This window comes from Pseudomonas sp. PDM30 (assembly GCF_019218985.1).
GTDB lineage: Bacteria > Pseudomonadota > Gammaproteobacteria > Pseudomonadales > Pseudomonadaceae > Aquipseudomonas > Aquipseudomonas jessenii.
Window position 1 is genome coordinate 309512 of the sequence record NZ_JAHUWM010000001.1, and the last position, 20781, is coordinate 330292.

18 protein-coding genes are annotated in these 20781 nt (G+C 60.4%); 8 read left to right on the forward strand and 10 right to left on the reverse strand.

From position 1 onward, the window contains the following. Positions 1–2 precede the first annotated feature (2 nt). Genes KW840_RS01410 through KW840_RS01420 form a run of 3 tightly spaced genes read right to left on the reverse strand, consistent with a single transcriptional unit; the run spans position 3 to position 3233 of the window. On the reverse strand, positions 3–1547 hold the full coding sequence (locus KW840_RS01410; protein WP_218494281.1) for a DUF4129 domain-containing protein: 1545 nt from the start codon (positions 1545–1547) through the stop codon (positions 3–5). Continuing rightward, positions 1534–2511, reverse strand: a complete 978-nt coding sequence (locus tag KW840_RS01415; protein ID WP_218494282.1) for a stage II sporulation protein M — start codon at positions 2509–2511, stop codon at positions 1534–1536. Before KW840_RS01415 ends, KW840_RS01410 begins: the two co-directional genes overlap by 14 nt. Further along, positions 2508–3233 carry an RDD family protein gene (locus tag KW840_RS01420; protein WP_218494283.1) on the reverse strand — a complete coding sequence of 242 codons (726 nt, stop codon included), beginning with the start codon at positions 3231–3233 and terminating at the stop codon, positions 2508–2510. Before KW840_RS01420 ends, KW840_RS01415 begins: the two co-directional genes overlap by 4 nt. Positions 3234–3440: 207 nt before the next feature. Between KW840_RS01420 and sbcB the strand changes: the two genes are divergently transcribed. Further along, positions 3441–4871 carry an exodeoxyribonuclease I gene (sbcB, locus tag KW840_RS01425; protein ID WP_218494284.1) on the forward strand — a complete coding sequence of 477 codons (1431 nt, stop codon included), beginning with the start codon at positions 3441–3443 and terminating at the stop codon, positions 4869–4871. 98 nt (positions 4872–4969) lie between these two features. Here sbcB and mvaT read toward each other — a convergent pair whose 3' ends face one another. Beyond that, complete coding sequence (gene mvaT, locus KW840_RS01430; protein ID WP_007933316.1) at positions 4970–5347, reverse strand: histone-like nucleoid-structuring protein MvaT; 378 nt, start codon at positions 5345–5347, stop codon at positions 4970–4972. Between the two features lie 336 nt (positions 5348–5683). On the opposite strand from mvaT, the gene purU reads away from it, so the two are divergent. Together purU and KW840_RS01440 are read left to right on the forward strand one after the other, a co-directional pair. After that, positions 5684–6532 carry a formyltetrahydrofolate deformylase gene (purU, locus tag KW840_RS01435; protein ID WP_057713501.1) on the forward strand — a complete coding sequence of 283 codons (849 nt, stop codon included), beginning with the start codon at positions 5684–5686 and terminating at the stop codon, positions 6530–6532. An 86-nt stretch (positions 6533–6618) separates the two neighbouring features. Further along, on the forward strand, positions 6619–6795 hold the full coding sequence (locus KW840_RS01440; RefSeq protein WP_173677941.1) for a hypothetical protein: 177 nt from the start codon (positions 6619–6621) through the stop codon (positions 6793–6795). Here KW840_RS01440 and KW840_RS01445 read toward each other — a convergent pair. The 4 genes from KW840_RS01445 to KW840_RS01460 all read right to left on the reverse strand — a co-directional run bounded on the left by KW840_RS01445 (position 6782) and on the right by KW840_RS01460 (position 11754). Then, the gene (locus KW840_RS01445; RefSeq protein WP_218494285.1) at positions 6782–7777 is read right to left on the reverse strand and encodes a lysylphosphatidylglycerol synthase transmembrane domain-containing protein; all 996 of its coding nucleotides are present in this window, start codon (positions 7775–7777) and stop codon (positions 6782–6784) included. The genes KW840_RS01440 and KW840_RS01445 overlap by 14 nt on opposite strands. Then, on the reverse strand, positions 7774–8550 hold the full coding sequence (locus KW840_RS01450) for a DUF2334 domain-containing protein (protein ID WP_090457458.1): 777 nt from the start codon (positions 8548–8550) through the stop codon (positions 7774–7776). The genes KW840_RS01445 and KW840_RS01450 overlap by 4 nt, the downstream gene beginning before the upstream one ends. Next, positions 8543–9655 (reverse strand): glycosyltransferase family 1 protein, encoded by a 1113-nt coding sequence (locus KW840_RS01455; protein WP_057713504.1) that lies wholly within the window; start codon positions 9653–9655, stop codon positions 8543–8545. The genes KW840_RS01450 and KW840_RS01455 overlap by 8 nt, the downstream gene beginning before the upstream one ends. A 209-nt stretch (positions 9656–9864) precedes the next feature. Then, the gene (locus tag KW840_RS01460) at positions 9865–11754 is read right to left on the reverse strand and encodes a methyl-accepting chemotaxis protein (protein ID WP_057713505.1); all 1890 of its coding nucleotides are present in this window, start codon (positions 11752–11754) and stop codon (positions 9865–9867) included. A gap of 188 nt (positions 11755–11942) precedes the next feature. Here KW840_RS01460 and KW840_RS01465 point away from each other — a divergent pair, with 188 nt between their 5' ends. Continuing rightward, positions 11943–13421 (forward strand): helicase HerA-like domain-containing protein, encoded by a 1479-nt coding sequence (locus tag KW840_RS01465; RefSeq protein ID WP_090457982.1) that lies wholly within the window; start codon positions 11943–11945, stop codon positions 13419–13421. A gap of 102 nt (positions 13422–13523) precedes the next feature. Here the strand turns inward: KW840_RS01465 and KW840_RS01470 are convergent, their stop codons facing one another. After that, positions 13524–13979 carry a DUF721 domain-containing protein gene (locus KW840_RS01470; protein ID WP_090457454.1) on the reverse strand — a complete coding sequence of 152 codons (456 nt, stop codon included), beginning with the start codon at positions 13977–13979 and terminating at the stop codon, positions 13524–13526. A gap of 307 nt (positions 13980–14286) precedes the next feature. On the opposite strand from KW840_RS01470, the gene secA reads away from it, so the two are divergent. The 4 genes from secA (at position 14287) to KW840_RS01490 (ending at position 20082) form a co-directional block, all read left to right on the forward strand. Then, the gene (secA, locus tag KW840_RS01475) at positions 14287–17022 is read left to right on the forward strand and encodes a preprotein translocase subunit SecA (protein WP_218494286.1); all 2736 of its coding nucleotides are present in this window, start codon (positions 14287–14289) and stop codon (positions 17020–17022) included. Between the two features lie 120 nt (positions 17023–17142). After that, positions 17143–18360 carry a bifunctional glutamate N-acetyltransferase/amino-acid acetyltransferase ArgJ gene (gene argJ, locus KW840_RS01480; RefSeq protein ID WP_056726069.1) on the forward strand — a complete coding sequence of 406 codons (1218 nt, stop codon included), beginning with the start codon at positions 17143–17145 and terminating at the stop codon, positions 18358–18360. Between the two features lie 148 nt (positions 18361–18508). Further along, entirely contained in the window at positions 18509–19141 is a 633-nt protein-coding gene (locus tag KW840_RS01485; RefSeq protein ID WP_218494287.1) for a glutathione S-transferase family protein, read from the forward strand. Next, entirely contained in the window at positions 19138–20082 is a 945-nt protein-coding gene (locus KW840_RS01490; RefSeq protein ID WP_218494288.1) for a Nudix family hydrolase, read from the forward strand. Before KW840_RS01485 ends, KW840_RS01490 begins: the two co-directional genes overlap by 4 nt. Before the next feature lie 117 nt (positions 20083–20199). Here the strand turns inward: KW840_RS01490 and KW840_RS01495 are convergent, their stop codons facing one another. Then, on the reverse strand, positions 20200–20781 hold the full coding sequence (locus KW840_RS01495; protein WP_057713510.1) for a cob(I)yrinic acid a,c-diamide adenosyltransferase: 582 nt from the start codon (positions 20779–20781) through the stop codon (positions 20200–20202).

Below are 20781 nucleotides of genomic sequence, written 5' to 3' on the forward strand. Positions count from 1 at the left end.
ACTCAACGGACAGCCTCCGGACCGAACAGAACACGCCAGCCGTTACACAGTTCTTGTTGCACTTGAGCGGGCGGCAGGCGATGCCCGTAGGCCATGTTTTGCCAGTGCCCGGTCAGGTTTTGGCTGTAGGCCAGCAAGGCCGGCTGCTGCAGTAGCTCGACACGCCGAAGCACCTGACCTTCGGTGTCGGCGGCCTTGAGCACGATATTGAAGTCGTGCAACAGGCGGCTGAGCAGAGCGCGATAGAGCAAGCCAAGCGCTTCGCGTGGGTGGGCTTGCCAGAGGCTTTCGGCGTGGGCGGCGATGTCGGCGGGCAGGGATTCGGGCTTGAGGTCCAGGCCGAACGCCTGCTGCGGTAACGGTCGCGTGGCTTTGACATTGAGGGGCGGTCGTCGGCTGACGAACGCCTGCAGCCAGTCGCGATAGCGCCAGATCAACAGGCCGACGGCGCCAATGACGATGCCCCACAGTACGATTTCGATCAGTGTCGCCAATGCCCCGAAGTGTTGCCCCTCGAACAGCTTCAACAGCGCCTTCAACCATTGTGGTGTCTTGCCGTCGTCCAAAGCTTCAGCATTCGGTTGCTCTTCGCCAAAGCGGTAGCGCGTGACCGATTCCCGGTTCTTGAAGGGCGCCTGTTCGAGGATCGCCTTGATGCTGTCCCTGGAGGCCTGACTGGTAAGGGGCTGGCCCAGCAGGCGCGGGCTGTCGGGTGAGAGGGCCGGTTCTGTGGCCCATGCGTTGTGGGTGGTTGGCATCAGCATAATCACGGCCATCAACAGGACAGCGCCTGCACTGACCAGACGTTGGCGCATCCGGCGAAACACCAGTTCGATATCCCAGGCCTCCAGCACGGTGCGCCGGTTCAGGTACAGGCTGAAACCGCAGGCGACATAGATCGGTTCCCAGACCACCAGCACCAGTGCATAAAAGGCATTAGTCAGGTGTTCCAGCCAACGCCAGTCCTGGGTGGCCGCCGAGATCAGCGACTGCCAGCTCCAGTCGAGCGCGACCTGTTGTGGCAGCAGCAGATAGAACAACACCATCAAGCCGACCCACAATGCGCCTTCCAGGTGCGCGCCGATGATCGTCAGCCAGCGTGCGGTGCCGGCGTCTCGCTGCAACAGCACTTGTAGGCGTTGTTGCCGTTGCTGCCCGTCCAGTCCTTCGAGTTGCACCACCGGCATCACGAAACTGCGGGGCAAACTCAGGCGTCGCCAGGTCAGGCTGGCCAGCAATTGCGGCTTGAGCAGACGTGGCCATTGGCGCAGGGCCTGTTTGAGCGTGGGCGTTTCACCGAACATGGCTTTGGACAGGATGTATAGGGGAAGGCGTTCGAACGCCGGCTTCAGCCACCAGAAAATGAACACGGCGAGATCGGGCGAATCCCAGAGCCCCCAACTGAGCAGCGCGAAAACCGGCAAGGTGACCAAGGCCCAACTGGTCATCAACAGACGTCGGTGGCGTTGGCTCAGCAGCACCCCCAGGTCCATGGCTTCCCAGGTCGAGCGCGGGCGAATCACCACCGTGGCGTCACTCAGGCGCATGGCGCTGACGTCCGGCAAACACGAGATAAACCACCACCGACAGCCAGAGCGCCGCGCCGACCAGATATTTGGTCTGGTGCGAAGGGCCGGTCATTGACGACCAATAGGCTTCGATAAACGCAGCGATCAACAGAAACAGCATGACCCCGCAGATCAGCAGCACGCTCTTGCGCGCAGCCAATCGCAAGGCCTCGGCCCGTGGCAGGCGCCCCGGGGCGACCAAGGCCCAGCCCAGCTTCAGACCGGCGGCACCGGCCAGGGCGATGGCGCTGAGTTCGAAAGCGCCATGGCCGATCACGAATGACCAAAAGGTTTGTCCGTAGCCGACGTAGGTCAGGTGCCCGGCCACCGCACCGATCATCAGGCCGTTGAAAATCAGGAAAAACACGCTGCCCAGACCGAACAGCAAACCACTGGCGAAGGTCTGAAAGGCAATGCCGATGTTGTGCATGATGTAGTAGCCGAACATCGCCCAGTCCTCACTGGCGGCTCGTTCCGCTGTGCGCCCGAGGTGACCGGCAACGGGGTCGTACATGCTTTGCATTTCGCTGACCTGCTCGGCGGGGATCAGGTTGTAGACCAGCTCCGGGTACAGGTACACCAGCAGCGCGAAACCGGCCAGGCTGCCAAAAAACATCAGGCTGGCGGCGAGGACAAAACGCCACTGTTCGCGCACCAGTCGCGGAAAGTCGGCCAGGATGAACGCCAGCACATTGGCCCCCAAATGGCTGCGATGACGGTAAAGCTGTTGGTGTCCGCGCAGCACCTGTTGCTGCAAGGAGTCGATCAGAAAACTGCTGTAGCCACGCTCCCGTGCCAGTGCCAGGTGTTGGCAGAGGCGTCGGTAGTCCTTCGGGAAACTGCCGGCGTCGGTAGCCTTGCCGTCCCGCTCCAACTGCTCGAGCAGATGGGTGAAATGGTCCCATTCGGCCTTGTGCCGGCTTTCAAAAAGGCTTTGCTTCATGTCGGCCCCAACAACCCGCGGGCGATGCCGTTGAGCTCGGTCACTGCCTGCGAAGTGTCGACTTGCAAGGGGTGGGCGAGAATCGAAGCCAGTTCATTGACCCGCGCTTCGGAGAGTTCACCCTGGCGCTCGGCAAACCCGAGGATGGCCCGTTGCTCGGTGAGTGTCAGGACAAAGGCCGGGCGGCGGGGCCGGGCTTCGGGGAGCTGGGGGCGGGTGTGCGGTCGTTCGCGGTAGATCACCAGGGTCCCGGCGGCGATATCGCCGAGGCGCTTGAAGTGGGGATGTTGCAGGCAACTGATGGCCCCGAGGAAGTAACCGAACGGCAGCAGGTCGACAACGCGCAGCAGGTTGCGCAACAGCGACGCCGACCAGCCGACCGGGGTGCCATCGTCGTGCACCACCTGCAGGCCCATCCATTGCTTGCCCGGCGAGCGACCGTGATTCAGCACCTCGAACAGCACCATGTACCACCAGCTCACCACGAACAGCAGGATCGAGCCGAGCCCGGCTCCGAGTTTGCCGAGCATCGCCAGCACAATGAACAGCACGCCCAGGACCAGGCCGCGTAAACCAAGATCAATGGAGAATGCCAGTGCACGGACCATCAACCCGGCCGGGCGCAGTGGCAGGTCGACGCCCTCCGGCGTTTCGACCTGGTACCGCGTATCCAGCGGCGGTGACAGCGGCGCATTCCGTGGCTGTGCTGTGGTCTCGAGCATGGGCAACCTGATGATGTGGCCTTATTCGGGATTGTGTATCCATTCGATGCTAGCAGCCTATTCGAGGGGCGGGGGGCGGGGGGCGGGGGAAACGACATAACTATGCATTGCATGGTGAGTCGCGCAAGGTGCTTGAATGACAAGACTACTGGCCGGGGCGGGCGGTGAACGCCTAGACTTTGCCGATCTTCAGTTCAGGAATCGCCCGTGACCTCCATTTTCTGGTACGACTACGAAACCACTGGCATCAATCCCCGTAGTGACCGTCCGTTGCAAATGGCCGGCCTGCGCACCGACTTCGATCTCAATGAAATCGACGAGCCGGTCAATCTTTACTGCCAGCCCAGTGACGACATCCTGCCGCATCCTGCCGCCTGCGCGATCACGGGAATCACCCCCGGGCAACTGCAAGAGCACGGCTTGAGCGAAGCTGATTTCATGACCCGGGTGCATGCCCAACTCGCGGCGCCCGGTACCTGTGGTGCGGGGTATAACACCTTGCGTTTCGATGACGAGATGACCCGCTACAGCCTGTACCGAAACTTTTTCGACCCCTATGCGCGGGAGTGGCAGGGCGGCAATAGCCGCTGGGACCTGATCGATGTGGTGCGTGCCGCCTATGCCTTGCGCCCAGATGGCCTGGTCTGGCCGACCGATGACGAGGGGCGGGTCACGCTCAAGCTCGAACGCCTGACCGCTGCCAATGGCATCGATCATGGCAATGCCCACGAAGCACTGTCGGACGTTCGCGCGACGATCGCCCTGGCGCGCCTGATACGGGAAAAACAGCCAAAGCTGTACGACTGGTTATTTCAACTGCGCAGCAAGCAAAAAGTCATGGACCAGATACGCCTGCTGCAACCGCTGGTGCATGTTTCCGGACGTTTTTCGGCCGCTCGCAACTATGTGGGGGTGGTGTTGCCGCTGGCCTGGCACCCGCGCAACAAGAACGCCCTGATTGTCTGTGATCTGCACCTGGATCCCCAGGGCCTGCTCGACCTGGATGCCGAAAGTTTGCGCCAGCGCTTGTATACCCGCCGCGACGAACTGGCCGAAGGCGAGTTGCCGGTGCCGTTGAAGCTGATTCACATCAACAAGTGCCCGGTGGTGGCACCGTTGTCGGTACTTCGCCAGGAAGATCAGCAGCGTCTGGGGCTGGATATGGCGCTGTATCAGCAGAGGGTGTCGCAGCTCAATGACGCCCGGAAAGTTTGGCTGGATAAAATCCTGGCGATTTATGCCCGCGAAGACTTTTCCCAGAACCAGGATCCGGAGCAACAGTTATACGATGGATTTATCGGTGATCGGGATCGACGATTGTGTGAACAAGTCAGGACCGTTGACCCGATGCAATTGGCACAAGAGCAGTGGCCCTTCGATGACGAACGTTTGCCTGAATTGCTGTTTCGATATCGCGCACGCAACTTTCCCGACACGTTGAATTCCGAAGAGCAAGAGCGCTGGCGAATATTCTGTCAGAAACGTTTGTCAGACCCTGAATGGGGTGCGCCAAATACCCTTGAAAGTTTTGTAGAAGCCGCGGCCCAATTGAGCGTTAGTGCTACTGCGTTTCAGCAGGGGGTGCTCGGTGAGTGGCAGGATTATGTCCAGGGACTGCGCCAGCGTTTGAGTCTTTGAAATCGAACATGCCAGGGCTTAAACGCCGAGCATAAATAACGCCAGCATTTGCTGGCGTTATTTTTTGTCACGGATCCATCTGCGACAAGCTCTGAGGCTTAGCCCAGCAGGGTAGCCCAGCCTTCCACCACGTCACCGCCCCACTTGGCTTTCCACTCTTTCAGAGTCTTGTGGTTGCCACCTTTGGTTTCGATGACTTCACCGTTGTGCGGGTTTTTGTATTGTTTAACTTTGCGAGCACGCTTGGTGCCGGTAGTTTTCACTGCACCGCCGCGTGGTGCCTTGGTTTTGGATTCTGGATCCAGCAGCGCGATGATGTCACGCAGGGACTTGGAGTATTCACCCATCAGGGTGCGCAGTTTGCCTTCGAATTCCAGCTCGGTTTGCAGTTTGTCGTCTTGGGACAGGTTCTTCAAACGGGCTTGCAGCTCTTTGATAGCTTCTTCGGTGGCGCGATATTCGTTGATCAAGGACATGTGGACTACCTTATGTTGTGCGCTGGATGGCAGGTGACAGTGCGGCAATAATAGTCACGGTGTTTCATCAAGTAAACATTTAAGGCAAGTTTATTCAATTTAATTGCCGGGGTTCTGGCGCGCATTGGTAGTGCGATTATTAGTGTGGTCCCGGTCTGTCAGATATACATAAATTAACAATTGGCCGGCACCGCAAGAGCATCTGTGCAAGCAGGCACTGCTGGTGTCCGCCCTGCCGCACTGACCTTCCGGCAGGGCGAAACGTCAACAATACTGCAGTTTTGTTGCGCAATCGCTAGAATGGCGGCCTTTGCGAAGTTCTGGAGTTCCCCCCTCATGCGCACTTTTCGTCTGGTGATTTCTTGCCCGGACCGTGTTGGCATCGTTGCCAAAGTCAGTAACTTTCTGGCATCACACAACGGCTGGATCACTGAAGCGAGCCATCACTCGGACAATCTCAGTGGCTGGTTCTTCATGCGTCACGAAATCCGTGCCGACTCCCTGCCATTTGGTATAGAAGCGTTTCGTGAAGCCTTTGCCCCGATCGCCGAAGAGTTCTCGATGGACTGGCGCATCACCGATACCGAGCAAAAGAAGCGCGTGGTCCTGATGGCCAGCCGCGAGTCGCACTGCCTGGCCGACTTGCTGCACCGCTGGCACAGCGATGAACTGGACTGCGAAATTTCCTGTGTGATTTCCAACCATGATGACTTGCGCAGCATGGTGGAGTGGCACGGTATTCCGTACTACCACGTCCCGGTCAATCCGCAGGACAAGCAGCCAGCCTTCACCGAGGTTTCGCGCCTGGTCAAGCAACACGATGCCGAAGTGGTGGTACTTGCCCGCTACATGCAGATCCTGCCGCCTGAGTTGTGCAGCGAATACGCGCACAAGGTCATCAACATTCACCACAGCTTCCTGCCGTCGTTCGTCGGTGCCAAGCCGTACCACCAGGCCTCCCTGCGCGGCGTGAAGCTGATTGGCGCGACTTGCCACTATGTGACCGAAGAGCTGGATGCCGGCCCGATCATCGAGCAGGACGTGGTGCGCGTCAACCACAGCGACAGCATCGAAGACATGGTGCGTTTCGGCCGCGATGTCGAGAAAATGGTGTTGGCCCGTGGCTTGCGTTATCACCTGGAAGACCGCGTGCTGGTGCACGGCAACAAGACCGTCGTCTTCTGACAGACGTACGTCACAGTTGAAATTCGAAGGGCCTGGGCGTTCAATCGCTTCAGGCCCTTCGCCGTTTTTGCACCGAGGACATGACCATGGCCGATCCACTGGACAAAGCCACTTCCAAGGCTCCCGCCACGCTGGGCGAGGGTTGCCTGAGCCGCTACGACCCGGATGACATGGGGCCTGAAACCGGTACGGAGTTTCCCGACGCCGCGCAGTTGTGGGAACAGTTGCAGCAAGAGCCCGAGGACAAACCTAAGCCTGCCTGAGTTTCATCAACTTCTTCAGCAGCGGCCGACCCAGCATCAGCAGAAACACCGGCCCACCGACCAGTAAGTAGAAGTAATAGGTTACCGCCCGCCAAATCAGGATCGCCGCGGCTGCCGTGGACTTCCCGACCATGGGCGCCAGCAGCGCAGCGGACGTCAGCTCAGCCGCCCCGGCTCCGCCCGGCAGCAGGCTGAATTGCCCGGCGCTCAGTGCCAGCATCTGGATCAGAAAACTCCAGGCCCACTGCAAATCCGCGCCGAGCCCGCGCAACGCCAGGTACAGCACGCTGTAGCGCAGGCCCCAATGCACACAGGTCAGGGCGAATACCTTGATCAAGGTCTGCACGGGCAACTTCAACGTGTCGGTAAACGCCGCCAGAAACTGCAGGAGTTTGCGCGCCCAGCGCATTCGAGTGGTCGCTTTGACATTGAGTCGTGCGAGCCAACGACCACTCAGGCGAATCAATAATCGGTGATAGCGCGCCACCATGACGCAACTGACCAGGCCGCCGAACAGCGAAACGGCGCTGACCATCAGCATCCATTCCATGCGCTGGCTGAGGTGCTGGAACAGGGCGTAAATCAGAATCCCGCTCAGGGCACAGAGAAAAAACAGCAAGTCGCTCAGTTGATCCATGGCAAACACCGCACTGCCCCTGGCCGGACGCACGCCATGACGCGCCAGCAAAGCCATGATCGTCAGAGGCCCGCCACTGCCGCCGGGCGTGGCGCAGTAGGCGAATTCGGCGGCCATCACCATGCCGAGGCTCCTGAGCCGGCCGACCTTGTCGCATTGATCCCCCAGCAATAGGCGCAAACGCAGAGTGTTCACCCCCCAGCACAACAGGATCATGCCGAACATGATCAGCAACCACGGCAGCGGAAAGGCGGTCAGCCGAGACCAGATTTCACTGCCGCCCAACAGTAATGGAATCAGCACTGCCGCGAGCAGACCGACGAGCAACAGCAGTGCGCGACTCATGCGGCACGGCCCAGTCGGTCGTTTTGCATCGCCAGCCAGTGGGCCTTGGTCATTGGCACCCGTCCGTTGTCGAGCAGGCGCTCAAGGGTTTTTAGCCAGTATCGGCGCGAGAACTCATGGCGCATGTCCACCGGGTGCAGGCCCAGGCGAATCACCGGAGCGTGCTGCCAGCGCTGTTCACGCCGGTCGCTGACGAGCTTCGACACACCCCGGCGCCAGGCACTGCGCGCACTCCAGACCAGCCCCGGCGCCTGGAGCGCGGTGAAATCCGGTAGCCGGTATAAATGTTGCGAGTCGCTGGTGTAACTCAGCGGCAATTGGCGCAATGCCTGGCGAGTGCCTTGGCTCATCAGCCAGGCCGGGGCGACGAACCCTTCCAGCGGCCAGTCATGGCGGTGGAACATCTCGATGCCCGAACGCAGGCGGGCGAGGGCATCTTCCTGCGACAAACGGTAAAACTCGCCTTCGTGGGTGTAGATCCGGCGCATGAACCAGTCGCTGGGATTGATGGTCATCGGCCCGTCGTCGTAATGGAAATAGCCATGCAGTGCCAGTTCGTCGCCCCGGGCGACCCTGGCACTGAGCTGGCGGCAAAACTGCGGATGGGCGTCCAGGTTGTTGTGTTTGTGCAAATCCGGCACCACCAGCCAGGTGATCGGTACGCCACCCAAAGCGTCGACGGCTTTGACGAACGGCTGGTAATCGGCCCAGGTGGGCGGCGCCACGTCGTGCAGTACCAGCAGTAAAGCGGGACTGTTCATGGGCTCAACCATTGGCTGTCAGCGGCCATTGGCTGCCGAGCACGGCGTGGTAGTGACGCAGCAAACTGGTGACCACCGTGTCCCAGGCATAATGTCGTTCGACATGTAATCGCGCCTGTTGGCCCAGCGCTACGCTGCCCGAGCCGAACAGTTCTCGAACAGCGGTGGCCATCGCGGCGGGATTGTTCGGCGCACAGAGCAGGCCGCAGTCCTCGGTGACGATTTCTTCGAACGCCCCGGCCGCCACGGCTACCACCGGAATACCGCTGGCCATGGCTTCGAGTATCACCAGGCCGAAGGTTTCCTGATCGCCAGCGTGGAGCAAGGCGTCGGCGCTGGCCATCAGGCGGGCCACCTGCGCCGCCGGGCAGAACTCGTCGATCACCGTCACGTTGGAGGGCACGGCCGTGGGCATCGACGAGCCAACCAGCAGCAGGTGATAGCGTCGGCCCAGGCGTTTCATGCAGTCGAGCAGCACCGGCAGGTTTTTTTCCTTGGAACCGCGCCCGGCAAAGATCAAGAGGTGGGTGTTTTCGTCCAGACCCAGTTCGGCCCGCAGCCCGGGGTCTCTGGCATCGGGATTGAAGGTTTGCAGGTCAACGCCGAGCGGCTGCACGAAGACATTCCTGACCCCAAGCCCGGTGAGTTTGTCGGCCATGACCCGGCTGGGCGCCAGGACCCTGTCGAAGTTGCCGTAGAGCTTGCTGACATAGGCCTCGACGTTGTTGGTCACCCAGTTGCCCATGCGGTTGCTGACCAGCAGGGGCAGGTCCGAGTGATAAAAACCGATGATCGGCACATCGAGTTGGCGCCGCGCATCCAGCGCCGCCCAAGCGGTGAGGTAGGGGTCGCCGACTTCGATCAGGTCGGGTTGCAAGTCTTGCAGGACATTGCGCCAGGGCGCCAGACGCAGAGGAAAGCGATAGCCCTTGCCGAAGGGCAGGGCAGGGGCGGGAACTGTGAAGATGCCATCCTGCTCTCCAAAGGACGATCCGGGGATCAGCAAACTGTGGCGAATGCCTGGCTTGATGCCCAGGCGACGGTGCTTGGCATCCAGATAAGTGCGCACGCCTCCGCTGGCAGGGGCGTAGAACATGGTGATGTCCGCGATATGCACGATGAACGATCCTCCGGTCCTGTTTCTCCTTTGGTTGACCTATATGAAGGATAGATGTTCGGTTGGGGTTTGCGGGAGGGATGTCGGCGGGGGGATGTATCGTTTGGCAGGCCGCTATCGCGAGCAAGCTCGCTCCCACAGGAATCTTTGTCGCACTATAGATCTACTGTGGGGGCGAGCTTGCTCGCGATGAGGCCGGTGAGGTTGCCTTAGATCCTGAAGCTACCTACCAACTGCTTCAACCGCGCCGCCTGCTGCTCAAGGTCCGAGCACGCGCGCAATGTCGATTGCAGGTTTTCCACACCTTCCTGGTTCAGCGTGTTGATTTCGGTGATGTCGACGTTGATCGACTCCACTACGGCGGTCTGTTCTTCGGTCGCGGTGGCCACCGACTGGTTCATGCCGTCGATTTCACCGATACGCAGCGTCACGCTGTTCAGGCGCTCACCCGCAAGGTTGGCGATTTCCACGCTGTCCTGGCTGTGGCGCTGACTGTCGCTCATGGTGCTGACCGATTCCCGGGCGCCGACCTGCAGCTCCTCGATCATGGTTTGCACCTGTTGCGCCGATTCCTGCGTGCGATGTGCCAGGTTGCGCACTTCGTCCGCTACCACGGCAAATCCACGACCGGCTTCACCGGCGCGTGCGGCTTCAATGGCGGCGTTGAGCGCCAGCAAGTTGGTTTGCTGGGAAATGCTGGTGATCACTTCGAGAATCTGCCCGATGTTCACCGTTTTACTGTTCAGCGATTCGATGTTGGAACTCGACGCACTGAGCATGCTCGACAATTGATTCATCGCCACGATACTGCGGTCCACCACTTGCTGGCCGTCTTCGGCCAGGCTGCGGGCATCGCTGGCCTGGCTCGAAGCCTGAGCGGCGTTACGGGCAATTTCCTGGGCGGCGGCGCCGAGCTGGTTGATTGCGGCCGCGACGCTGCTGGTGCGCGAGGCTTGCTGGTCGGAGTTGAACATCGACGAATTGGAAGCGGCCACTACGCGCAATGCCACTTCGTTGACTTGCCCGGTGGCCGAAGACACTTCGCGGATCGAGCCGTGAATGCGCTCGACGAAACGGTTGAACGCGGTGCCCAGAGTGCCGAATTCGTCATTGTTCTGGATGGTCAGGCGCTTGGTCAGGTCGCCTTCGCCGTCGGCGATGTCGGCCATGGCGCGGGTCATGACGTGCAACGGCTGGGTCAGGATGCGAATCAGCATGCCGAGCAGGGCGATGATGATGGCCACGGCGATGATGGTCGCAACCACAGCCGAGGTGCGGAATTCGCTGAGCATCGAGTAGGCTTTTTCCTTATCGACCGACAGACCGATGTACCAGTTGACCGATGACAAGCCTTTGATCGGGGTGAAGGTCACGATGCGGGTTTTGCCGTCGACCAGGATTTCGCTCATGGCGCTGCTGATGGCCGGCGTGTCTTGCGGGTAGACATCCTTGAGCGTCTTCATCGCCAGCGCTTTGTCGGGATGTACCAGGATCTTGCCGTCGGAGCTGACCAGGAACGCATAACCCATGCCGTCGAAATCCAGCTTGCCAAGGCTGTCGGCGATCACCTGCAAACTCAGGTCGCCACCGACCACGCCGATGTTCTGGCCGTCCTTGATAACGCTGTCGACAATGGAAATCACCAGTTGGCCGGAGGCCAGATCAATATAAGGCTCGGTCAATGCCGAACCGCTGCTGCCTTGCGCGCTCTTGTACCAGGGACGTGCACGCGGGTCGTAGCCATCGGGCATCTTGCTGTCCGGGCGAATGATGAAAGAACCATCCTTGCTGCCGAGGTAGGCGCCCATGAAGGTCGAGGTCACGGCTTTTTGTACAAGCAGGCTGGAAACGTTGTCGGCATCGGGGTTGAGCGCAACAGTTTGTGACAGGTTTTCAATCAGCAGGCTGCGCCCGTTCAACCAGGTCTGGATATTGTTGGCGGTCACTGCGCCCATTTCCTGCAGATAATTTTCCAGGTCTTGGCGGATGGCGTTGCGCTGCAAGTAGTCGTTGTACAGCGTAAAGGAGGCGAAGGCGGCAATCACAATGAGGGCGGCAGCAAGCAGGATTTTATGGCTGAAACGCAGATTTTTGTTCATGGCTTGGGGTTCCGCTAAGGTCTTAATGTCCAGCGCGTGCTTTTATAAAGGGACGCACGACGGGCAAGGTTGAAAGCAAGTGAATTTTCCGACTCTCCTTAGGGAAATTTCCGACCAGATCGTGTCTGACTGCTTTGTCGTTATCTCTATCGGCCGTGTAGGACCAAAGATTAATCATGGGTGACCAAATGCCTGACTCATTGCAACTCGTTATCGGCGCCGATCCAGAAGGGCAGCCGACTGCCCAGGCCATGCGCCTGGCGAACCGCCACGGATTGATCGCGGGCGCGACCGGCACCGGCAAGACCGTCACTTTGCAACGAATGGCCGAAGCTTTCAGCGATGCCGGCGTGGCGGTGTTCGCCGCGGACATCAAGGGTGACCTGTGCGGCCTCGGCGCCGCCGGCAATCCCCAGGGCAAGATCGCCGAGCGGATTGCCGGGATGCCCTGGCTCAACCACAAGCCTCAGGCTTATCCGGTGACGTTGTGGGACATACACGGTCAGTCCGGTCATCCTTTACGCACAACCTTGAGTGAAATGGGGCCGCTGCTGCTGGGCAGTCTGCTGGAGCTGACTGACAGTCAGCAGTCGGCGCTGTACGCCGCGTTCAAGGTGGCGGACCGCGAAGGCCTGTTGTTGCTTGATCTCAAGGACCTGAAGGCATTGCTCAATCACCTGCGGGACAACCCCCAGTTGCTGGGCGACGATGCGGCATTGATGACCACCGGCTCCAGCCAGGCATTGCTGCGACGTCTGGCGACCCTGGAGCAACAGGGCGCCGAAGCCTTGTTCGGCGAGCCGGCGCTGCAACTCGAAGACATCCTCCAGCCCACGGCGGACGGGCGCGGTCGCATTCATTTGCTGGATGCCAGCCGCCTGGTGCATGAAGCGCCGAAAGTCTACGCAACGTTCCTGTTGTGGCTGCTGGCAGAGCTGTTCGAGCAGTTGCCGGAGCGTGGCGATGCCGACAAGCCGTTGCTGGCGCTGTTCTTCGACGAGGCCCACTTGTTGTTCAACGGTACGCCCCAGGCCTTGCGTGACCGTCTGGAGCAAGTCGTGAGGCTGATTCGTTCGAAAGGCGTGGGCGTGTATTTCGTCACCCAGTCGCCGGGTGACCTGCCGGATGATGTGCTGGCGCAGTTGGGCTTGCGCATCCAGCACGGTCTGCGTGCGTTCACCGCCAAGGAACAGAAGTCCCTGCGCGCGGTGGCCGAGGGTTTCCGGCCGAACCCAGCGTTTGATGCGTTGTCGGTGCTGACCGAGCTCGGGATCGGGGAGGCGCTGGTCGGCACCCTGCAGGAAAAAGGCACGCCGGAAATGGTCCGGCGGGTGCTGGTGGCACCGCCGCAATCGCGGATCGGGCCTTTGACCGGTGCGGAACGCACAGCGTTGATTGCCGGTTCGCCGTTGCAGGGGCGTTATGACAAGCCGATTGACCGCGACTCGGCCTATGAGGTGCTGATGGGACGCAAGGGCCTGGCACCTGAGCCCGAAGCGGAGCAGGGCAAACAGGAACCGAGCTTCACCGAACAGGCGGGAGAGTTCCTCGGCACCGCGGCAGGGAAGGCACTGAAATCGGCGATGCAACAGGCGGCGAACCAGATTGGCCGACAGTTGGTGCGCGGGTTGATGGGGTCGTTGCTAGGCAGCAAAAAACGCCGCTAGCTTGAGCGAACACAATCAATGTGGGAGCGGTCTGCTATTCAACGGATATGCCGTCTGACACACCGCCATCGCGAGCAAGCTCGCTCCCACATTGGATTTGTATCAGGTTCTGGTTTTGGCGTGCGCCGCCAGTCGCTCCAGCGCTGCCCGCAAATTCGGGTCGCTGATCCCATCGGCCGTGGCCTGGATGGTCGCTGCCGCGTCGTTGGACAAGTCCATGGTATGCCCGGCCGCACCTTGCTGAACGGTCGGCGGTTGAACTTTGAACAGGATCCGGGTCAGATTGGCGAACTCATCGAACATCTGCAATTGCCGCTGCAAACGCTTTTGCTGGTAACGCAGGCGGGTTGCCCAATGACCGTCGGTGACAATCAGCAACAAACTGCCTTCGCGCCAGGAAGCCACGTGGCAATGCTCGCGAGCGGCGGGTTGCAATTGGCTTTCGAGCAAACGTTGCAGATGACCCAGGCGTTGAGCGTGGCCGAGAATGGCCTTCAGCGGCTTGGCTTCGCGTAGTAGAACGGCAGGTACTTTGGCCGTAAGTGGGCGAAATGCCATGATCAGACACCTGAAGTAACAGAGGCGCCATGGTAGCAGAAAGCACCGAGTGCACCCGCCCATTGCTTTTGTGGGCGCTTTACCCATTAAATCAACAACTAACTTCTGCCTTGAACGGCTTGAAGTTGAGCAAAACGCCCTTATTTTAAGTGAGCCCCGTCAAAGCGCTGTGCCAGCATCGTGGAATATCGCCACTTTCCTCTCCATCGTTTCCGGGTAGAATGCTCGTTCGCATGCGGCCATGAGGGCTGCACGGGCGACTCACGGGGCCGCCCTCCATCCCTTTAGTGTGGAAGATCCTGCCGATATGTTTGCGCCTTTGTTAAAGAAACTTTTTGGAAGCAAGAACGAGCGTGAAGTCAAACGCATGCTCAAGACGGTGCAACTCGTCAATGCCTTCGAAGAGCAAATGGTGGCCCTTTCGGACGATCAATTGCGTGCCAAGACAAGCGAGTTCAAGGCCCGCATCGCCAAAGGGGAATCCCTCGACAAACTGCTGCCAGAAGCCTTTGCGGTCGCCCGCGAAGCCGGCAAGCGTGTCATGGGCATGCGCCACTTCGATGTCCAGCTGATCGGCGGCATGACCTTGCATGAAGGCATGATCGCGGAAATGCGTACCGGTGAAGGCAAGACCCTGGTGGCAACACTGGGCGTTTACCTCAACGCGCTGTCCGGCAACGGCGTGCACGTTGTGACGGTGAACGACTACCTGGCCCGCCGCGACGCCAACTGGATGCGCCCGCTGTATGAGTTCCTCGGCCTGACGGTCGGAGTTGTCACGCCGTTCCAGCCGCCGGAAGAGAAGCGCGCTGCCTACGCCGCCGACATCACCTACGGCACCAACAACGAATTCGGTTTCGATTACCTGCGCGACAACATGGCGTTCAGCATGGAAGAAAAATTCCAGCGCGAACTCAATTTTGCCGTGATCGACGAAGTCGACTCGATCCTCATCGACGAAGCCCGTACGCCGCTGATCATCTCCGGTCAGGCCGAAGACAGCTCCAAGCTGTACATCGAGGTCAACAAGCTGATCCCGCAGCTCAAGCTGCACGTTGAAGAAGTCGAAGGCGAAGTGACCCAGGCCGGTCACTTCACCGTCGACGAGAAGACCCGTCAGGTCGAACTCAACGAAGCCGGTCACCAGTACGTCGAAGAAACGCTGACCCGCATCGGCCTGCTGGCTGAAGGCGAGAGCCTGTACTCGGCCCACAACCTGAGCCTGCTGACTCACGTTTACGCCGGCCTGCGCGCGCACAAGCTGTTCCATCGCAACGTCGAATACATCGTGCAGGACGGTCAGGTCGTACTGGTCGACGAGCACACCGGCCGTACCATGCCGGGCCGCCGCTTGTCCGAAGGCCTGCACCAGGCCATCGAAGCCAAGGAAAACCTGAACATCCAGGCCGAAAGCCAGACGCTGGCGTCGACCACCTTCCAGAACTACTTCCGTCTGTACAACAAACTGTCCGGCATGACCGGTACGGCCGACACCGAAGCGTTCGAGTTCCACCAGATCTATGGCCTGCAGGTCATGGTGATTCCACCGAACAAGCCGCTGGCCCGTAAGGACTACAACGACTTGGTGTTCCTGACCGCCGACGAGAAATACGCGGCAATCGTGGCCGACATCAAGGAAAGCATGGCCGCGGGCCGTCCGGTCCTGGTCGGTACCGCCACTATCGAAACCTCCGAGCACATGTCCAGCCTGCTCGTGAAGGAAGGCATCGAACACAAGGTCCTGAACGCCAAGTTCCACGAAAAGGAAGCCGAGATCATTGCCCAGGCCGGTCGCCCGGGCGCGCTGACCATCGCCACCAACATGGCCGGTCGTGGTACCGACATCCTGTTGGGTGGTAACTGGGAAGTGGAAGTGGCTTCCCTGGAAAACCCGACCCCTGAGCAGATTGCCCAGATCAAGGCCGACTGGCAGAAACGTCACCAGCAAGTGCTCGAATCGGGCGGTTTGCAGGTGATTGCCTCCGAGCGCCATGAATCGCGCCGTATCGACAACCAGTTGCGTGGTCGTGCCGGTCGTCAGGGCGACGCCGGTTCCAGCCGTTTCTACCTGTCGCTGGAAGACAGCCTGATGCGCATCTTCGCCTCTGACCGGGTGAAGAACTTCATGAAGGCCCTGGGCATGCAGCCTGGCGAAGCGATCGAGCACCGCATGGTGACCAACGCTATCGAAAAGGCCCAGCGCAAGGTTGAAGGCCGCAACTTCGACATTCGCAAGCAACTGCTCGAGTTCGACGACGTCAACAACGAACAGCGTAAAGTGATCTATCACATGCGTAACACGTTGCTGGCCGCCGACAACATCGGTGAGACCATCGCTGACTTCCGTCAGGATGTGCTCGAAGCCACCGTCAGCGCGCACATTCCTCCACAATCGCTGCCTGAGCAGTGGGACGTGGCCGGTCTGGAAGCCGCGTTGCAGAGCGATTTCGGTGTGGCGCTGCCGATCCAGCAGTGGCTCGACGAAGACGACCACCTGTACGAAGAAACCCTGCGCGAGAAACTGATGCAGGAACTGATCGCGGCGTACAACGAGAAAGAAGACCAGGCGGGCGCCGAAGCGCTGCGCACCTTCGAGAAGCAAATCGTTCTGCGCGTGCTGGACGACCTGTGGAAAGACCACCTGTCGACCATGGATCACCTGCGTCACGGTATCCACTTGCGTGGTTATGCCCAGAAGAACCCGAAGCAGGAATACAAGCGCGAGTCCTTCACCCTGTTCTCCGAATTGCTGGATTCGATCAAGCGCGATTCGATCCGTGTGCTGTCCCACGTTCAGGTTCGTCGCGAAGATCCGATCGAAGAGGAGCAGCGCCTGCGTCAGGAAGCCGAGGCATTGGCCGCTCGCATGCAGTTCCTGCATGAAGAGGCTCCAGGCCTTGAACAGCCTGAAGTGTTGGGCGAAGAGGTCGATGTTGCCCTCGCTGCCGCGCCGGTTCGCAACGAGCAGAAGCTGGGTCGCAACGAGTTGTGCTACTGCGGTTCGGGCAAGAAGTTCAAGCATTGCCACGGGCAGATTCAGTAAAACCCGTTTCAATCGCTGAAATACCCGCGCCGCGACCGGCTTCTGCCGTCGCGGCGTTTTACCATTCGAACCACCGTTCTGCTGAAACGGTGCTGACATCATTTATAAAGGAGCGCATTCATGGCTGTTGGTCTTGGTCCTTTGCCAACGTTGCACCCGGTTGCCGGTTTTGAACTCGGTATCGCCTCGGCTGGCATCAAGCGCCCGGGGCGCAAGGATGTTGTGGTCATGCGCTGTGTTGAGGGCTCCACGGTTGCCGGCGTGTTCACCTTGAACGCCTTTTGCGCCGCACCGGTGATCCTGGCCAAGCAACGCGTACAAGGCCCTGTGCGTTACCTGTTGACCAACACCGGCAATGCCAACGCCGGCACGGGCGAACCTGGCCTGGCCGCCGCCGAGCGCACTTGCGCGAAACTGGCCGAGTTGACCGGTGTCGATGCCAGCCAGGTGCTGCCGTATTCCACCGGTGTGATCGGCGAGCCGCTGCCGGTCGAGAAAATCGAAGGCGCGCTGCAAGCGGCCCTCGATGACCTGTCGATCCACAACTGGGAAGCTGCCGCCACCGGCATCATGACCACCGACACCCTGCCAAAGGGCGCCAGTCGTCAGTTCCAGCACGACGGTGTGACCATCACCGTTACCGGCATCAGCAAAGGCGCCGGCATGATTCGCCCGAACATGGCGACCATGCTCGGCTACATCGCCACCGACGCCAAAGTCTCCCGCGACGTGCTGCAAAACCTGATGCTCGATGGCGCCAACAAGTCGTTCAACCGCATCACCATCGACGGTGATACCTCGACCAACGACTGCTGCATGCTGATCGCCACCGGTCAGGCTGCGCTGCCGGAAATCACCCGCGCCGAAGGCGAACTGTTTGCCAAGCTCAAGCAAGCGGTGTTCGAAGTGTGCATGGACGTAGCCCAGGCCATCGTTCGCGACGGTGAAGGCGCGACCAAATTCGTCACCGTTGAAGTCAACGGCGGCGGCAATCACCAGGAGTGCCTGGACGTCGGTTACACCGTGGCCCACTCGCCGCTGATCAAGACCGCGCTCTTCGCTTCGGACCCGAACTGGGGCCGCATCCTGGCCGCCGTCGGCCGTGCCGGTGTACCGAACCTGGACGTGAGCAAGATCGACGTGTTCCTCGGCGACGTGTGCATCGCCAGCCGTGGCGCGCGCGCGGCGACCTACACCGAAGCCCAGGGCGCGGCGGTGATGCAGCAGGAAGAAATCACCATCCGTATCGAGTTGGGTCGTGGCGATTGCAGCGAAACCATCTGGACTACCGACCTGTCCCACGAATACGTGAAGATCAACGCGGAGTACCGTACGTAAGATCGAGTCGCCCCTATCGCGAGCAGGCTCGCTCCCACATTGGATTTGTGTACACCTCGAACCACTGTGGGAGCGAGCCTGCTCGCGATGGCGATCTGTCAGTCGCTAGCTAGACTGGCCTGTCTCCCTCATCCCAAAGGTCCCGAACATGAGCCTGCACCTGATCATCGGCGACAAACTGCATTCCTCCTGGTCCCTGCGCGGGGCTCTGGCCCTCGATCTGGCTGGCGCCTCCTACACCGAAGAACTGATCAAACTGAACCAGCCGGACACCCGCGAGTGTCTGCTCAAGCATTCTCCGACCGGCAAGGTCCCGCTGCTGAAAACCGAACACGGTACCATCGCCGACTCCCTGGCGATTGCTGAATACCTGGCAGAACAGTTTCCCGACGCGAACCTGTGGCCCAAAGACACCGCCGCCCGTGCCCAGGCGCGTTCGGCGTGCGCGCAGATGCACAGTGGCTTTTTCGCCATGCGCGGCAACATGCCGTTCGACCTGGGCCATGACGCAGCGCTGTCGCCGGTCCCGGCCGATGTCCAGGCGGACATCGAGCGCATGTCAGCGTTGTGGGCCGAGTGTCGTGTCGCTGCGACCGAGAGCGGTCCGTACTTGTTTGGCCGCATCACGTTGGCCGACGCGTTCTTTGCACCCATCGCCGTGCGCCTGCGCACCTATCGGGTGAAACTGTCCGCGGCTGATGAAGCCTATGTTGAAACCCTCTACCAATGGCCAGCGTTCAAGGCCTGGCAGAAGGCCGGACTGGAGGAAATCGAGCGGTGAAACGAGTTCATGTAGCCGCCGCCGTTATCCGTGATAACAACGGCAAGATCCTTATCGCCCGCCGTGCCGATACCCAGCACCAGGGTGGCCTGTGGGAGTTTCCCGGGGGCAAGGTCGAGGCCGACGAGTCGGTCGAAACCGCACTGGCCCGCGAACTCCATGAGGAACTGGGCATCGTGGTCGGCGCGGCGCGCCCGCTGATCAAGGTCCGGCACGATTACCCGGACAAGCAGGTGTTGCTGGATGTCTGGGAAGTCTCGGCGTTTAGCGGCGAGCCCCACGGTGCCGAGGGACAGCCGCTGGCCTGGGTGACACTCCGCGACCTGTCGGATTATGAGTTCCCTGAAGCCAACCGGCCGATCGTCGCGGCCGCACGGTTACCCGAGCAGTACTTGATCACCCCGGAAGACCTGGAAACCCCCGCGTTGCTGCGTGGTATTCAGAAGGCCATTGCCGGCGGCGTCAAGCTGATCCAGTTGCGTGCACCGAACGGCTACGACCCGAAATACCGCGACCTGGCAGTGGATGCTGTGGGGTTGTGTGCCGGCAAGGCGCAATTGATGATCAAGGGGCCGTTCGAATGGCTGGGCGACTTCCCGTCCGCCGGTTGGCACATTACCGCGGCGCAACTGCGCAAATACGCAGCGGCTGGCCGACCGCTACCGGCATCGCGCTGGCTGGCGGCGTCTTGCCATAACGCTGAAGAGTTGGCGCTGGCCGAACAGATGGGGGTGGATTTCGTGACCCTGTCGCCGGTTCAACCGACCCTGACTCACCCTGGTGCCGAGCCGTTGGGTTGGGAGCAGGCATCGAGCCTGATCGAGGGCTTCAGCAAGCCGGTGTTCCTGCTCGGTGGTGTAGGTCCGTCGGAGGTCGAGAAAGCCTGGGCTGCGGGTGCGCAGGGGGTGGCGGGGATTCGGGCTTTTTGGCCTGAGGCTTGATTCTGTGCTGTAGCTTCTGACGCCATCGCGAGCAAGCTCGCTCCCACAGGTTTTGTGAACGCCACAAGTCTACTGTGGGAGCGAGCTTGCTCGCGATGAGGGCCTGGCAGGCGCCGATTAAACCTCAGGTTTCGCCGCAGGCTGCCAAAGTATCTCCGCCACTCCCTGACGCTTGGCAATCAGCCGCGCCACCACAAACAACAAATCCGACAACCGATTGATGTACGCCAGGCCAACCCCGGCCAACGGTTCAATCGCGTTGAGCTGCTGACATCGCCGTTCTGCGCTGCGTGCCAGGCTGCGGCAGACATGGGCCTGGGCAATCAGCGTCGAACCGCCGGGCAAGATGAAGTTTTCCAGCGGCCCCAGCTCTTCATTCCACAGATCAATCGCCGCTTCCAGTCGTTCGATTTCCGCTGCATTCAACGCCTGATACACCGGCATCGCCAGTTCGCCACCCAGATCAAATAACCGATGCTGGCAGGGGGCCAATACCTCGATCACTTCGTTCAGGTCCGGAAACTGACCCGTTTGCGCTGCCAACCCGGCCAGCAACACGCCCACCTGACTGTTCAGCGTATCGACTTCGCCAATGGCCTCGATCCGCGGGTGATCCTTGGGCACGCGACGACCATCGCCCAGCCCGGTCTCGCCTTTGTCGCCAGTGCGGGTGTAAATCTTCGACAAACGAAAGCCCAT

What these genes read in the sequence shown, in the direction of transcription:
- KW840_RS01410 (WP_218494281.1), bottom strand. Translation starts at nt 1,547, where the DNA reads ATGCGCCTGAGTGACGCCACGGTGGTGATTCGCCCGCGCTCGACCTGG.
- KW840_RS01470 (WP_090457454.1), bottom strand. Translation starts at nt 13,979, where the DNA reads ATGGCATTTCGCCCACTTACGGCCAAAGTACCTGCCGTTCTACTACGC.
- purU (WP_057713501.1), top strand. Translation starts at nt 5,684, where the DNA reads ATGCGCACTTTTCGTCTGGTGATTTCTTGCCCGGACCGTGTTGGCATC.
- mvaT (WP_007933316.1), bottom strand. Translation starts at nt 5,347, where the DNA reads ATGTCCTTGATCAACGAATATCGCGCCACCGAAGAAGCTATCAAAGAG.
- KW840_RS01450 (WP_090457458.1), bottom strand. Translation starts at nt 8,550, where the DNA reads ATGGTTGAGCCCATGAACAGTCCCGCTTTACTGCTGGTACTGCACGAC.
- KW840_RS01465 (WP_090457982.1), top strand. Translation starts at nt 11,943, where the DNA reads ATGCCTGACTCATTGCAACTCGTTATCGGCGCCGATCCAGAAGGGCAG.
- KW840_RS01415 (WP_218494282.1), bottom strand. Translation starts at nt 2,511, where the DNA reads ATGAAGCAAAGCCTTTTTGAAAGCCGGCACAAGGCCGAATGGGACCAT.
- KW840_RS01495 (WP_057713510.1), bottom strand. Translation starts at nt 20,781, where the DNA reads ATGGGCTTTCGTTTGTCGAAGATTTACACCCGCACTGGCGACAAAGGC.
- KW840_RS01440 (WP_173677941.1), top strand. Translation starts at nt 6,619, where the DNA reads ATGGCCGATCCACTGGACAAAGCCACTTCCAAGGCTCCCGCCACGCTG.
- argJ (WP_056726069.1), top strand. Translation starts at nt 17,143, where the DNA reads ATGGCTGTTGGTCTTGGTCCTTTGCCAACGTTGCACCCGGTTGCCGGT.
- KW840_RS01445 (WP_218494285.1), bottom strand. Translation starts at nt 7,777, where the DNA reads ATGAGTCGCGCACTGCTGTTGCTCGTCGGTCTGCTCGCGGCAGTGCTG.
- secA (WP_218494286.1), top strand. Translation starts at nt 14,287, where the DNA reads ATGTTTGCGCCTTTGTTAAAGAAACTTTTTGGAAGCAAGAACGAGCGT.
- KW840_RS01485 (WP_218494287.1), top strand. Translation starts at nt 18,509, where the DNA reads ATGAGCCTGCACCTGATCATCGGCGACAAACTGCATTCCTCCTGGTCC.
- KW840_RS01420 (WP_218494283.1), bottom strand. Translation starts at nt 3,233, where the DNA reads ATGCTCGAGACCACAGCACAGCCACGGAATGCGCCGCTGTCACCGCCG.
- KW840_RS01460 (WP_057713505.1), bottom strand. Translation starts at nt 11,754, where the DNA reads ATGAACAAAAATCTGCGTTTCAGCCATAAAATCCTGCTTGCTGCCGCC.